We start from the raw sequence: 14,922 nt of genomic DNA on the forward strand, positions 1-14,922 counted from the left end.
TGAATACCATACTCAAGTGGTGCTTCCTGCTGCCATCCGTTGCCAGACCATGCCAAATACAAAAACAAAAAAGCCCATGTAAACATGGGCTTAAGTGTCTTTTGTGCCAGTTAGTACCAGCTAATACCTAACGGGTGATCATTCCCATTCGATAGTGGCGGGCGGTTTGCCGGAGACGTCGTACACCACGCGGGAGATGCCGTTGATCTCGTTGATGATGCGGTTCGACACATGACCCAGGAAGTCATAGGGCAGATGGGCCCAGTGGGCGGTCATGAAGTCGATGGTCTCGACGGCGCGCAGGGCAATGACCCAGTCATATTTGCGGCCATCGCCCATGACGCCGACGGAGCGCACCGGCAGGAAGACGGCGAACGCCTGGCTGACCTGGTTGTAGAGGTCGGCCTTGCGCAGCTCTTCGATAAAGACCGCATCGGCCTTGCGCAGCAGGTCGCAGTACTCTTTCTTCACCTCGCCAAGCACCCGCACACCCAGACCCGGACCCGGGAAGGGGTGACGGTAGAGCATGTCGTAGGGCAGGCCGAGTTCGAGACCGACGCGGCGCACTTCGTCCTTGAACAGCTCGCGCAGCGGCTCCACCAGACCCATCTTCATCTCTTCCGGCAGGCCGCCGACGTTGTGGTGAGACTTGATGACGTGGGCCTTGCCGGTCTTGCTGGCGGCGGATTCGATGACGTCAGGGTAGATGGTGCCTTGCGCCAGCCACTTGGCGTTTTTCAGCTTTTTCGCTTCATCGTCGAACACTTCTACGAAGACGCGGCCAATGATCTTGCGCTTGGCTTCCGGCTCGTCTTCACCTGCCAGGGCAGAGAGGAAGCGCTCTTCGGCATCGACCTTGACGATCTTGAGGCCGAAGTGATCGCCAAACATCTCCATGACCTGGGTGCCTTCGTTCAGGCGCAGCAGGCCGTTGTCGACGAAGACGCAAGTCAGGCGATCGCCGATGGCGCGGTGCACCAGCATGGCGACCACGGAGGAGTCCACGCCGCCGGAGAGGCCCAGGATCACTTCATCGTCACCCACCTGCTCGCGGATACGGGCGACGGCGTCGTCGATGATGGTGGCCGGGGTCCAGAGGCATTCGCAGCCGCAGATCTCCTTGACGAAGTGCTCCAGCATGCGGGCACCCTGACGGGTGTGGGTCACTTCCGGGTGGAACTGCACGCCGTAGAAGCGACGGGCCTCATCGGCCATGGCCGCATGGGGGCAGGTCGCGGTCTGGGCTATGGTGGTGAAGCCGGCGGGGATCTCGGTGACCTTGTCGCCGTGGCTCATCCAGACGTCCAGCAGGGCGTGGCCGTTCTCGGCGATGGCGTCTTCGATGTTGCGCAGCAGCGCACTGGTCTTGCCGGAGTGGCCCAGCACTTCGACCTGGGCATAACCGAATTCACGCAGGGTGGAGGATTGCACCTTGCCGCCAAGCTGCTCGGCCATGGTCTGCATGCCGTAGCAGATGCCAAACACCGGCACGCCGGCGTTGAAGACGTACTCGGGGGCACGGGGGCTGCCCGCCTCGGTCACGGATTCCGGGCCGCCGGAGAGGATGATGCCGCTCGGATTGAATTCGCGGATCTGCTCTTCGGTTACGTCCCAGGCCCACAACTCGCAGTAGACGCCGATTTCACGGACACGACGGGCGATAAGCTGGGTGTACTGGGAACCGAAATCCAGGATGAGGATGCGGTGCTGGTGAATGTCTTTAGTCATTTTATTCCTGCATCAGGCTGATTTATCACAAAAAGCGTGGGGATAAAAACGTGTTAAAGAAACGGGGCCAGAGCCCCGTTTCATCAGCCCATCCGGTAGTTGGGGGCTTCTTTGGTGATGGTCACGTCATGGACGTGGGACTCTTTCATCCCGGCGCCCGAGATGCGCACGAACTCGGCCTTGGTGCGCATGTCGTCTATGGTGGCGCAGCCGGTCAAGCCCATGGAGGAGCGCAGGCCGCCCATCTGCTGGTGAATGATCTCCTTGAGGCGGCCCTTGTACGGCACGCGCCCTTCGATCCCTTCCGGCACCAGCTTGTCGGCGGCGTTGTCGGTCTGGAAGTAGCGATCGCTGGAGCCCTTGGACATGGCGCCGAGGGACCCCATGCCGCGGTAGGACTTGAAGGAGCGACCCTGATAGAGCTCGATTTCGCCCGGTGCCTCTTCGGTACCGGCAAACATGGAGCCCACCATGACGCAGCTGGCGCCCGCGGCTATGGCCTTGGCCACGTCGCCGGAGAAGCGGATGCCGCCATCGGCAATCACAGGCACGCCGGTACCTTCCAGGGCGTCAACGGCGTCGGAGATGGCGGTGATCTGGGGCACGCCGACACCGGTCACGATGCGGGTAGTGCAGATGGAGCCAGGGCCTATGCCGACCTTGACGGCATTGACGCCGGCGGCGACCAGCGCCAGGGCGCCGGCGGCGGTGGCCACGTTGCCACCGATGATTTGCAGCTCAGGATAGGCGTCGCGGGTCGCCTTGATGCGATCCAGCACGCCCTGGGAGTGGCCATGGGAGGAGTCAATCAGCAGCACGTCCACACCGGCTTCCACCAGGGCGGCGACGCGCTCTTCGTTGCCTGCACCGGCACCGACGGCGGCACCGACCCGCAGACGGCCGCGTTCGTCTTTACAGGCGTTCGGCTTGCGTTCGGCTTTCTGGAAGTCTTTGACGGTGATCATGCCCTTCAATTTGAAGTCGGCGTTCACCACCAGCACCTTCTCGATACGGTGCTTCTGCATCAGGGCAACCACCTCTTCGCGAGGGGCCCCTTCACGCACGGTGACCAGACGATCCTTCTGGGTCATGATCTGTTCAACGGTCTGGGAGAGATCGATCACGAAGCGCACATCACGGCCGGTGATGATGCCGACAAGCTGGTTGCCGTCAGTGACCACAGGGTAACCGGCGAAACCGTTCTTGTGGCTCAGCTCCTTGACCTGGGCAATGGTCATGTCAGGGCGTACGGTGACGGGGTCGGAGACCACGCCGCTCTCGTACTTCTTGACCTTGCGCACTTCGGCAGCCTGCTGCTCGATGGACATGTTCTTGTGAATGAAGCCGATACCGCCTTCCTGGGCCAGTGCGATAGCCAGACGGGCTTCGGTCACTGTGTCCATGGCAGCGGAAATCATCGGGATATTCAGGGAGATAGCAGACGTGAGCTTGGTACGCAGGTCGGCGGTATTCGGAAGAACAGTGGAGTGTGCTGGAACCAACAGTACATCGTCGAAGGTCAGCGCTTCTTTGGCAATCCTGAGCATGGCAATATCTCACCGTTGAGGAGTGGGGGTGTAAAATATTGCCGACAAATTTTACTCATGCATTGGTCACTGGTAAAGAAGTTTTTTGAATTTTTTATGGTGTAGCCCGGTTTAACGCCGCCAACGGGGCAAAAAACCAATAAATTCAGGCGTAACCATGCCTTTTTTCGCGACAAGATGATCTTTTTTGCCGTTGGCAGCCAAATACCCGCCAGGCGCCCCTCGGGTCACTTTTTAACAATTCCCCTCCCCCTCTCGGGGCCGCCACTCAGCCCCCCTGATAACGACCGGGTTTGTGCCAGTTCATCAGCATGGCGTTCATGGCGAGCGCGCTCAAGGTGGACCAGAGCAGCAGGGAGAGCGGCAGGGTGAGCAGCGAGAGCGCAAACACCAGCACATCGAGCAGCATCTGGCTCTTGCCTGCGTTGATGCCGGTGCGCCTTTGCAGCCAGAGCGTCACCACGCCTATGCCCCCCACGGAGGCGTTGTGGCGGGCGAGGGAGAGCACCCCCATGCCGAGGAAGGTGCCCCCCACCAGGGCGGCAAACAGCGGGTGGATGTAGCTCACCGTCAAGAGCAGCGGCACCCCCTGGGTCGCGGCCGAGAGCGCCACATTGACCACCAGCGTCTTGAGCATGAAGCCCCGCCCCATGGTGAAGTAGCTGAACACCAGAAAAGGCAGGTTGGCCAGGAAGAAGAGCACCCCTATGGGCAGGCTGCTGACGTGGGCGAGCAGCAGGGCTATGCCCGCTATGCCGCCGGTGATCATGCCGGAGCACTTGAGCAGGTTGAGGCCGACCGCGATGAACATGACCCCGAGGATCATGCCGTAGACGTCGTCCTTGAGGGTGTGGGCCAACCCTCTGCCCACAGCCGCCGGCTGCATGGTCATTTCACCTTCCATATGACTCCTTGACACGAATTGATTGTGGCGTCCCTTGCCCGAAAACCAGGCCGTTCCGGCACGGATGGCGGCGGTGCATTCAGCCTGCTGGCACCCGCCCCCGACCTTGCGGCCCCCTGCCCCTGACATCACCATCATGGGCATGACAAGTCACAGCAAAAAGAGCGCCAATCAAAACAAGAGTCCGATATACCATCAAAAATCGAATTTAAATTCCGCATAGACATCAAAAAACAGATGGATCATACCAATCCAAGGATCAGCCCCCATGCCGGATCAGCATGTTTACCCAATTAACCACAAAACGTGTCGTGGTCCTTCCTAATAAACCCATTTATTCGGTTGATCATGCCGATAAAATGTCACTTTACAGCATGGAAGATGTCCATTAGGAGGGCGCCATGGGGCTGTCTGGCATGTTTCTGCGGGATTGGGCCCAAGGGCAAACAACAAGGAAATGCACCATATCAGGGCAAGCGCACCAAATACGTGCAATTTAGGGCCCTGCGCTTGCCTCGCCCGGCGCGACCTGGGTGGGATGCGCCTCCCCCGCTTCATGCCTCGGCGCCATAAAAAAGTCGGCCCCAAGGCCGACTCGCTGCACACCATCACAGGCGCCCCTTATTTGAGGTATTTGCCGTCGGCTCCCACCTTGCCGGGGCCGTTCAGCACCCAGACCCGGGCCGAGTAGGCCGGCACCGCGAAGCTCAGGCTGCCGTTGCTGACGCTCTGGCTCGCGCCTGTCACTGCCTCTGTGTAAGTGCCGTTTTTCAGGCCGCTCAGGCTTATCTGCTGGGCCGAGTTGGCCGCAAGGCCCACGGCGGCGTAGCTGCCTTGCGCGCTCAGGTCACGCACGAAGCTGATGCCGCTCCCCCACTCGTTCACCTGGCTCATGGGCGCCTTCTGCAGGGCGGGCACCGCCTTGCGGATCTGGTTCAGGCGCTTGATGTGCTGATAAAGCGGGTGGCTCGGGGTGGCCGGGTTGTCCAGCACGTCCCCAAAGTAGGCACGGCCTGTCTGATCCACCGTCATGGTGGCCCCGTCGATGTCTTGCGGCTTGCCGGCCTGGAACATCACCTCCTCCCCGTAGTAGAGGGTCGGGATGCCACGGGCGGTCCAGAGCAGGTTGTAGGTCATGGCCGCATTGCCCTCTTCCCCGCCATAGCGGTACTTGAAGTCATTGTCCGGCCCCACGTCGTGGTTCTGGAAGAAGGTGATGAGCTTGGTGGCATCCCCATAGACCCAGTCCATGGCGAAGATCCCCCCCACTCCGCCAAAGCTCCCCTTGGTGACGTTGTCACGGAAGGTGGAGAAGAGGGAGAAGTCCAGCACCGAGAGACCCGAATCTCCGCCAGCACGAGGATTGGCCGGGTTCGCCGTGGTGCGGGTGTACCACCAGGGGCGGATCACCGCGGAGGCGTTGTCGTTGGCCAGCTCGGATCCCCAGCCGGTGCCTTTCACCAGGTTCTCGCCGAACACGAACAGCCCAGGCTTGTGGGCCTGCCAGTCGTGCACATAGGTCAGCAGTTCGTCCCGCTCTATGTGCTTGAGGGTATCGATGCGGATGGCATCCACCCCCATGTCGAGGTACTGACGAATGGCGCCGTTGAGGTAATCCTTGACGTTCTGGTTGCCGGTGGCGAGATCGATGCAGTCCCCCGCCATGTGCTTGCGCTGCAGGGCGAGCGGGTTTTCCCAGTCGCCGCCGGACATGAAACCGTCCAGGTGATACCAGCTGGGATCCAGGGTCTGGGCATCGATGCCGAAGAAGCGGTTGGGGTTGTAGCCTGCGCTCGGCACGCTGGCCCCTGTCTTGGGATCGATCAGGGGCTGGGTGCCGGCCGGATCGGACTGGCAGCGGGCCTTGTACCAGTCGGGGGCGACGGGGTTGTCATCGTCACAACGGTTGGCGCTGGCGTAGTCCCCGAGGTTGCCCTGATAGGGCCCGTTGTTGATGAGCCCCTGGCTGGATCCTGCCGGCACGTAATATTTGACCGGCAGGCGATCGATCCAGGTCTTGCCACGCAGGCCGTACTGGCTGGAGTGGTTGATCACCACATCCTGTATCACCTTGATCCCCTTGGCGTGGGCGGCCTGGATGAACTCCCGGTAGCCCGCTCCCGGCGACTCCAGCCGGGGATCGACCCGATAGAAGTCGTAGGCGTGATAGCCGTGATAGTCGAGGCCGGAGCGGTTCTCCACCGGCGGCGTCACCCAGATGGCGGTGAAACCGAGATCCTTGATGTAGTCGAGCTTCTCGATGAGCCCCTTGAAGTCGCCACGCCAGTGGGGATCCCCCGCCTTGTAGCGGTCGCGGTTATGGTAGTTGTTGCTCCCGTCCCCATCGTAGAAGCGGGCGGTCAGCAGGAAATAGATGCTCTCGCCACGAAAATCGCCCCCCGCCACCGGGGTCTCGCCAATCTGATAGCTGAAGCTCTGCTCCACTTGATTGCCGGTCCCATCGACACTCAATGTCTTGATCACCAGATCGGTGCCGCTGCCCTTGTCGCTGGCGAGAATGGCCTGGCCGGCGTAGCGGGGGGACGCCGTGGTGGGCGTGCTGCCGTCCGTGGTGAAATGGACCCTGGGGGCGCTGTCGTTATCGTCGCTCACCCCCAGGGTGATGGACTGCGCCTCTGCATAACTGCCCGGGGCCGGGGTGGCGGTCACAGTGGGCGCCTGATTGTCGGCGCCGGCCAGGGGGGCTACCTCCAGCGTCTTGTCCCGGCTATCGAAGCAGATGCGGTAACTGGTGTCGGCGCTCACCTTGTAGTCCTGGGCCGGGTAGGCTTCGGTCCAGTCCCCCTTGCGATCCACCTTGAAGCGGGGATTGCTGCTGCCAAAGGCCTGCTCGGTACAGAAGGTCACTCCGTCCTCGCTGGTCATGGCGGTCAGGCCCCAGTTGTTGGGGGTACCGCGGAAATACCAACTGCCGCCGGTCTGGGGGGCGGACACCACCAGGCTCACGCTGCTGCTGCTCTTGGCACCCTGATCGTCGGTGACCGTCAGGCCATAGGTGAAGGTACCCGCCTGAGCAGTATTGACGCTGATGCTCTCCGTGGTCTCGCCGCTGCTCCAGAGATAGCTGGCAATCTGGCCATCGGGATCCGTGGAGTCGCTGCCGCTCAAGGTGAGCGCATCCCCCACAGCGACATAGAGGACGCCGCCCGGGGTGATGACAGCGATGGGGGGCTGATTGTCGTCCCCTAGCGGCGTGATGCTGTAGGCCTGGGTCTCGTCATTGACCCGGAAGCGCACCATTCCCGTGCCGCTCCAGAGGATGTCGCCACCGCTGCGCTCCAGCACACCATCGGCGTTGCTGTCGCCGAAGTTGATGGCCCAGTCCCCCGCCTGATCGAACTTGAGCCGCTGGTTGGTCTTGCCATCCATGTAGGCTTCGGCCTGCCACAGGTGGTCGGCCACCAGCGTCATGGGCAGGCTGGCCCAGCCATTGAAGGTGCCGCGCACCTGAAGCTGCGGCAGCGTCCTGGCAAACCCCGAGGCCTCGCAACTCGTCACCGCCGTGGTGGTGATGGCCTGGGTGCCGGCATGAATGCGGATCTGATAGTGGGTGTTGGCAGTGACCGTGTAGTCGGCGGTCGGGTAGCTCTGCTGCCAGTTGCCGTATCGGTCGATCTTGAAGCGCGGGCCGCCGCTGGCGTCCCCGCTCTGGAAGAACTGACAGGTGTCAAAGTTGAGCCCATCGGTCGACACCATGGCGGTCGCCGCCCATCCATTCGCGGTGCCCCGGAAGAACCACTCCGCCGCCGACGCCGGCGCCGTGATCAGGGTTCCCAACAATCCGGCCGCGAGTATCCATCTAGCCATTGATAGTCCTTTATTTTCATTGTTTTGTGTGTGACGCCGGTGTGTCCCGGCATTCCCCATCCGCTACATTCCCGCCTTCGAATGAGTCACGCCAGTCTAGGGCGTGCACAAGCCGACTCATGGCCGATACGTATGAATTGTGACCTGAATCGCCCCGCAAATAATGCATATGTGATTGATAGCGCTTTCATTTCTCTCGATGGCGACAGAGGGTGACCCCCTCTTCACTGGGCACAGAATCCGGTACTCGGCCGGTGAACAAGCCATCCCCGACGAGAGCGGATCGCGACATGCCCCCTTCGCCGTTGCCATTCGGGGAGCTTGCCGCCATGATGCAGAGCCTCTCCTTCTCATGTCGGGCAGGACGAGCATCCAAGGGAGTGGAGATGAGAACATCGGATTACGTGCGGCTGCTGGTGCTGGCGGCCATCTGGGGCGCCAGCTTCCTGTTCATGCGCATAGCGGCGCCCGCCTTTGGCTCGGTCAACACCACCTTCCTGCGGGTCTTCTTCGCCCTGGTCGGGCTCGCCGCCATGCTGTTGCTGCTGCGCACCCCCATGCAGTTCCAGGGCAAGCTCAAATCCATCATGGTGCTCGGCATCATCAACTCGGGCGTGCCCTTCCTGATGTACGCCATCGCTGCTCTCTGGCTGCCCGCCGGCTACTCGGCCATCCTGAACGCCACCACGCCGCTGATGGGGGCCCTCATCGGCTTCTCCTTCTTCAACGAGACGCTGACCTTGCGCAAGTGGAGCGGCGTCATGCTGGGGCTGATGGGCATAGCCCTCATCACCACCACGGGAGAGGTGAACCTGACCAGCAATCTCGTCACCGGCGTGCTGGCCTGCCTCATCGCCACCGCCTGCTATGGCTGCGCCGGTTTCCTGACCCGGCGCTGGATCAGCGAGCGGGGCGGCCTCGATGCCAAGCTGGTGGCCTTTGGCAGCCAGCTCGGCGCCTGCCTCTTCCTGCTCCCCTTCTTCGGTTACACCCTGGTGACAGGCCCCGCCGTCAACTGGGCCCTCCCCGAGGTGTGGGCCAGCGTGCTGGCGGTCGGCTTCATCTGCACCGCCCTCGCCTATCTTATCTACTTCAGGCTGATCGCCGATATCGGGCCCCTGCGCTCCCTGACGGTCACCTTCCTGATCCCGCCCTTTGGCATCCTGTGGGGCTATCTGGTGCTGGGCGAGACCCTCACCGGCGGTTTCGTGGCGGGCGGCGCCATCGTCTGTCTCGCGGTCTGGCTGGTGGTGAGCCCGAGCAGGGCCGCCAAACCGGCCAAAGCGCAGCCACAGGGCTGAATGCCATCTGCCGGGCCCCGTGGCTCGGATGTTGGCACAGGCAGACTGAAGCCAGACGCCGCTGCTGCCGCAGACACGGACTCGGCGGATGGGCTGAACTGGGGTAAGATGTGCCCCATCGTTTTCTCCCCGCTCCGGCGGACACAGCAGCAGGGCCAGCCTTGAACCACCTCGACGAATCCAGCCAGAGCAGGCAACAGCAGATCTTCACCGTCACCCGCCTCAACAGCGCCGTGCGCATGATACTGGAGCAGGATCTGGGGCTGGTGTGGCTGACGGGGGAGCTCTCCAACCTGGCGATGCCAAGCTCGGGTCACTGGTACTTCTCCTTGAAAGACATCTCGGCCCAGGTGCGCTGCGCCATGTTCAAGGGCAACAACCGCCGGGTGCCGTTCCGGCCGCAAGATGGCATGCAGGTACTGGTGCAGGCGCGGGTCTCCCTCTATGAGCCCCGCGGCGACTACCAGCTCATCATCGAATCCATGCAGCCCGCCGGGGACGGCATGCTGGCCCTGCGCTTCGAGGAGCTCAAGCGCCGCCTCGGCGCCGAAGGGCTGTTCGACGAGGGCCGCAAGCGCCCGTTGCCTCGTGAGCCCCGCGCCGTGGGGCTGGTCACCTCGGCCACCGGCGCCGCCCTGCACGACATGCTGACGGTGCTTGAGCGCCGCGCCCCGGATCTGCCGGTCTTCATCTACCCGACCCAGGTGCAGGGTAGCGCCGCCATCTCCCAGATAGTCGCGGCCATCACTCTTGCCAACCGCCGCGCCGAGGTGGATGTGCTCATCGTCGGTCGCGGCGGCGGCTCCCTTGAGGATCTCTGGTGCTTCAACGAGGAGGTGGTGGCCCGCGCCATCGCAGGCTCCGCCATTCCAGTGGTGAGCGCTGTGGGCCACGAGGTGGACGTCACCATCAGCGACTTCGCCGCCGACTTGCGCGCTCCCACTCCTTCCGCCGCCGCCGAGCTGGTGGCACCGGACAGAAGCGCCCGGGCCCAGCGCCTGCTTCACCTCAAGCAGCGTCTGCTGCAGGCCATCTCCCGGCGCCAGACCGCCGCCAGCCATGGCTTCGCGCTGCTGCAAAAGCGGCTCGACCATCAGGATCCCAAGCGCCGGCTGGAGCAACAGTCCCAGCGCCTGGACGAGCTGTCCGGCCGCCTGCAGCAACTGCTCAATCTGCGCCTGCATCAGGGGGAGCGGCGCCTCGCGAACCTCGAACTGCGGCTGCAGGCCAGGAGCCCTTCAACGCTGCTGGCCGCCGGCAAGCGCCGTCACCAGCTGGCCGAAGAGCGGCTCCATACCCTGATGAGCAAGCGCCAGGATCTGGCCGCCCACCGCCTCGCCATGCTGAGTGCGCGGCTCGACGGGGTGAGCCCGCTGGCCACTCTGGGGCGGGGTTACTCCATCACCCGCACGCCCAGTGGCGAGGTGATAAGCCGCGCCGCCCAGGTGAGCCCGGGCCAACAACTGGTCACCATGCTCGCAGAGGGGGAGCTGCGGGTGCGGGTGGAGGAAGTGCACAACCAATAACGAAAGGGGGCCGTCAAGCGGCCCCCTTTCGTTCCCTCCTTAGTCTTGCCCCTGCCCGCTACACCCGCGAATGATGCCGGGCCCCGCCCGGATGAGCGGCGGGGGTTGCCGCCTCCCCTCCCAAGGGATTTGACTGCAGATATTCGAACAAACCTGCCTGCAGATTGACGTTCCAGAAGCGCCCCGCCAGGGTCAGCGCCAGTATCTCCCCGGTCAGCTCGGCAAGGCCATGCTGCTGCCAGCGCTCAAAAAGAGGCAACAGATGCGCCCGCACGGGGGATGGCAAGCGCCCGAGGGCAAGCCAGCCGGTATCGAGGCCACCGCGCAGCAGGCCGTCCATGGGCCCGTTGGGATTGGGCCTCATCACCATGCCGGGGGCACGCTGACCGGCCGCCAGCGCCTGGTGCCAGGCCCCTAGATCCCGGCCATACATGAGGCCGTGGCCATGAATGCTGCCCCCCGCCCCCGCACCGAAGGGGAGGATCTCGGCGCCGCGCTTGGCCATCTGGTTGTAGCGGCTCTGCTCGGCCTCGCTTCGCCGCCAGTGGCTGCAGGAGAGCCGCTGCCAGCCCCCCTGCTCCAGGGTGCGGGCGCCATAGGCATACATGGTCGCCCGCTGCTGACCATCGGCGGACCAGCCGAGTCGGCCCTTCTCCTGCGCCCGATCCAGATTGGTGCCCTGCATGGCGATGAGCTGATAGAGATCCACCCCGTGCACGCCGCTGGCCATCACATCCGCGATGTCCTCGCGCCACAGGGCCTCATCCTGCCCCGGCAGGCCGAAGATGAGATCCGCCACTATGACGGCGGCGTCATCCCGGGTCAGCTCCCCCAGCCGGGCGAGCAGTGTCTCCCTGTCGTCGAAACGGGCCGCCTGCTGGCGCACCTCTGTGTTGAAGCTCTGCACCCCGAACGAGAAGCGGTTGAAGCCCCCCGCCAGGGCCGTCTGCCACTTCTCATCATCAAAGCCGTTGAGGCGCCCCTCCAGGGTCACTTCCGCATCGGCCGTCAGCGGAAAACGGCGGATGGCCTCGGCGAGGCACGCCAGATCGTCCGCCGCCATGTCGGTGGGGGTGCCGCCTCCCACATAGACAGCCGAGAAGGGCTTGCTCTGCACGAGCGGCGTCTTCGCCGCCCGACTTAGCTGGTCACACAGGGCCGCCATATAGCGGCTCATGCGCGCCGGGTTGGCGCCATTTTCGAAGAAGTTGCAGAAGCTGCAGCGCTTGCGGCAGAAGGGAACATGGATATAGAGCGCCCGCTCCCGGGCCTCGCTCGGCCGTTGCCACCAGGCTTGCCAGCCGGCGTCGTCCAGCGTCAGGGGGCCTGCGCCGCCCCGGCTGGCATGGGCCGAGGTCTTGGCGCCAAAGGCGAACTTCAGGGGATCCGGGGTGGCGAGCCCCGTCATGGTCGGGGTGAACTGTGGCGTCATCACTGGCAGGTTACCGTCTGGAAATAATGCAAATGATAACGAATATCAGTTAAGCCCTGTGTTGTGCTGGATCAAGTCAGGGACATTGAGAGGGCGTCATCTCCCCCTCTGACTGGGCGCGAGAGCAGATGTAAAGCGAGATCATGCAGGAGGAATGGCAGGAAGAGAGCCACTCTCCGGCGGGAGAGTGGTGGCACACACGCGATCAGGCCAGAAGAAGGATCCCGGCGGCGGGATCAGGGCGCTGACGCCGGGCTGGGCAGATCAGCCGTTGTCTATGATGATGGCGACCCGGCGATTCTCCGCCCGTCCGGCGGCGGTGCCGTTATCGGCGATCGGCGCCTCTTCACCGCGTCCACGGATGTCCAGGTTGGCCGCGGGCATGCCCACAGACGCCAGCACCTCGGCCACGGACTGGGCCCGTTTCAACGAGAGCTGCTCGTTGTAGGCCGCCTCGCCGTTGGAGTCGGTGTGACCGTCCACCCGGGCCCGGTTCAGCCCCACCTCAATCAGGGCCCTGCCCAAGGCTTCCACCACCTGGCGGGTGCCGGGATTGAGGGCCCCCACGTTGTTGGCAAAGAGCACCTTGTTGGAGATATCCAGGGTCCAGCCCTCGTCGGTCAGGTGAAACCCCTGCTCCTTGAGTGCGGCGATCTGCGCCTGCGTGAGGCCCTGGGGAGCGCTCTGGCAAGCCGCCAGCCCACCGAGCAAGAGTGCGAACAGACCTGCTCTCATCAGGTTGAAAAACGTCATCATTCTTGTCCTTTCATTATTTTTCATATCAATTTCACGTGGTTGTCTGGTCGTCTCTGTGTCCCTCCCTGCGTTGTCGTTTGGATTCATACATGGCACCGTCGGCGGCCTGCAACAAGGCATCCGCCGTCTCCCCCTGCTCGGGGTAGAGGGCCGCGCCGACGCTGATGCCGACCCCCAGATGACGGCCATCGCTCAAGACCACAGGGGTGCTCATCGCCTGCTGGATCCGCATCATCACCTCCTGCACCTCACTCCCCTGATGCACCGGAAAGAGCAGGACCACAAATTCATCCCCGCCCAGCCGACACACCAGGTCCATGGGCCTGAGCTGATGCTGCACCCGCCGCGCCAGCGTGATGAGCACCTCGTCACCGATTGCATGGCCCAGGTTGTCATTGATCTGCTTGAAGCGATCACAGTCCAGATAGAGCAGGGCGAAGCGCTCCTGTCGGGTGCGCCCGGCCTGGATGGCTTGCTCCAGCCGCGCCTCGAACAGCGCCCGGTTGGGCAGACCGGTGAGGGGATCATGGGTCGCCTGGTGCAGCAGGGTGGCGTTCTCCCGCTTCTGGTGGGCCTGCCAGGCTTCCAGCTCGTCGAGCAGTGAATTGAAGTCCTCCCCGAGCTCGTGCAGCTCGGCGATGTTGGCCTCCGGCACCCGCTGCTTGAGGGCGCGCTGGCGGCTGACGTTGTAGGCGACCTCGGTCAGGGCCTTGAGGGGCGCCGTGATGGAACGCTGCATCCGGCGCGCCACATAGAGCGCCCCCAGGATACTGAGCAGCAGGCACAGCAGGGTCGCCATCAGGGTCTGCAACAGGAAGCGCAGCAGGTGCTGGCCGTGACCGACCAGGTGAACCTGGGCTATCTCCTTGTTCTCCCGCACTATGGGCTGCTCCACAGGTCCCGGCAGAATAAGATGGGCCAGATGTTGCTCCAGACTGCTCCAGGGGGTCGTAATGTCCCGGCGCCAGCTCGCCAGCACCTGACCACCGGGCAGCAGAATGCGGGCGCTGGCCACGTCCTCCCGGGAGGTAATGGCCTCCAGGGCATCCTTGGCCGCATCCTTGTCATCGAACACCACGGCCGCTTCCGCGGTGTAACTGATGGCTCGTGCCACCAGCTTGAGGTTGTGATCCGCATAGAGGCGCAGCGCCAGCAGCGCCGTGATGGTCAGGAAGAGGCCCGCCATACAGACGGCGGTCAGGGAGATCACCATGTGGGTGCGCCCCAGGCTCTGGCGCAGGGTGAGCCGGGGGCTGGCGTGATTGATGGTCATCGCGCCTCCTCATCCGCTCTGGCGAGCTTGAGCACGGCCGGGTGCACCCGCACGCCGCTGCGGGCCAGTGCATCCAGGTTGACCCGAAAACGGACCCTCTCTTTGCCGGCCTGCAGGCAGAACACCGCATCGGCGATGCACTCGCGGCTCTGCTCGCTGATGCTGAGGATGGCGTACCCCCGCAGACGTTCGAACAGGGAGAGCCGCTGCTCGGGGACCAGCACCCCCAGATAGATCACATCGCAGCGCTGGATCAGCGCCTCGTCGTCGACCTCGTAGCGATGCACATCGACCGGGCGGCCATTGGCCTGCTGGCGGATGGTGAGCAGCGACGCCGCATATTCCGTGGGCGCGGCGACGCAGAGCCGCAACCTGGCAGGCTCGCTGGGCCAGCGGGTGTAGCTCAGGATATCGAGCACGGTTTGCCGCACCAGCTCGCTGCGCACTTCCGCCGAGGTCGCCGGGGCCGCCTCGCAGGTCAGCACCCAGAGGCAGCACAGGGGCGTCAGCCACGCCAGGATCCGAAAGGAGGAGAAAAACTGCATGATGCCCGCGCTTATGCCCACATCGGTACCTGGGTGGTCCGACGCCCATGGAGGGAGTGCCAGAGAGGAGTCGCACCGAGCT

Annotated in this window: 10 protein-coding genes; 2 read left to right on the top strand and 8 right to left on the bottom strand. The window is 63.6% G+C overall.

Features of this window, described 5'->3' with window-relative positions:
• Positions 1-138: 138 nt before the first annotated feature.
• The 4 genes from guaA to Aeroheme_RS11770 all read right to left on the bottom strand — a co-directional run bounded on the left by guaA (position 139) and on the right by Aeroheme_RS11770 (position 8,007).
• A complete protein-coding gene (guaA, locus tag Aeroheme_RS11755) occupies positions 139-1,728 on the bottom strand; it encodes a glutamine-hydrolyzing GMP synthase (RefSeq protein ID WP_005330318.1) in 1,590 nt (529 codons plus the stop codon).
• Positions 1,729-1,811: 83 nt separating this feature from the next.
• Positions 1,812-3,275, bottom strand: a complete 1,464-nt coding sequence (gene guaB, locus Aeroheme_RS11760) for an IMP dehydrogenase (RefSeq protein WP_041205879.1) — start codon at positions 3,273-3,275, stop codon at positions 1,812-1,814.
• Between the two features lie 268 nt (positions 3,276-3,543).
• Entirely contained in the window at positions 3,544-4,179 is a 636-nt protein-coding gene (locus tag Aeroheme_RS11765) for a YitT family protein (protein WP_106886946.1), read from the bottom strand.
• A 621-nt stretch (positions 4,180-4,800) separates the two neighbouring features.
• Positions 4,801-8,007 (bottom strand): alpha-amylase family glycosyl hydrolase, encoded by a 3,207-nt coding sequence (locus tag Aeroheme_RS11770; protein ID WP_411165893.1) that lies wholly within the window; start codon positions 8,005-8,007, stop codon positions 4,801-4,803.
• 386 nt (positions 8,008-8,393) lie between these two features.
• On the opposite strand from Aeroheme_RS11770, the gene Aeroheme_RS11775 reads away from it, so the two are divergent.
• Positions 8,394-9,308 carry a DMT family transporter gene (locus Aeroheme_RS11775; protein ID WP_163149013.1) on the top strand — a complete coding sequence of 305 codons (915 nt, stop codon included), beginning with the start codon at positions 8,394-8,396 and terminating at the stop codon, positions 9,306-9,308.
• Between the two features lie 161 nt (positions 9,309-9,469).
• Positions 9,470-10,834, top strand: a complete 1,365-nt coding sequence (gene xseA, locus Aeroheme_RS11780) for an exodeoxyribonuclease VII large subunit (RefSeq protein WP_408817416.1) — start codon at positions 9,470-9,472, stop codon at positions 10,832-10,834.
• A 58-nt stretch (positions 10,835-10,892) separates the two neighbouring features.
• Here the strand turns inward: xseA and hutW are convergent, their stop codons facing one another.
• The 4 genes from hutW to Aeroheme_RS11800 all read right to left on the bottom strand — a co-directional run bounded on the left by hutW (position 10,893) and on the right by Aeroheme_RS11800 (position 14,840).
• Positions 10,893-12,266, bottom strand: coding sequence for a heme anaerobic degradation radical SAM methyltransferase ChuW/HutW (gene hutW / locus Aeroheme_RS11785; RefSeq protein WP_408817414.1), 1,374 nt, complete (start codon positions 12,264-12,266; stop codon positions 10,893-10,895).
• A 264-nt stretch (positions 12,267-12,530) separates the two neighbouring features.
• Complete coding sequence (locus Aeroheme_RS11790) at positions 12,531-13,019, bottom strand: OmpA family protein (protein WP_106887963.1); 489 nt, start codon at positions 13,017-13,019, stop codon at positions 12,531-12,533.
• Positions 13,020-13,053: 34 nt separating this feature from the next.
• Positions 13,054-14,295 (bottom strand): diguanylate cyclase domain-containing protein, encoded by a 1,242-nt coding sequence (locus Aeroheme_RS11795; RefSeq protein ID WP_408817411.1) that lies wholly within the window; start codon positions 14,293-14,295, stop codon positions 13,054-13,056.
• Positions 14,292-14,840 (bottom strand): YfiR family protein, encoded by a 549-nt coding sequence (locus Aeroheme_RS11800; RefSeq protein ID WP_163149018.1) that lies wholly within the window; start codon positions 14,838-14,840, stop codon positions 14,292-14,294. The genes Aeroheme_RS11795 and Aeroheme_RS11800 overlap by 4 nt, the downstream gene beginning before the upstream one ends.
• Positions 14,841-14,922 lie beyond the last annotated feature (82 nt).

It is taken from the genome of Aeromonas sp. DSM 116730, from assembly GCF_046581335.1.
Lineage (GTDB): Bacteria > Pseudomonadota > Gammaproteobacteria > Enterobacterales > Aeromonadaceae > Aeromonas > Aeromonas rivipollensis.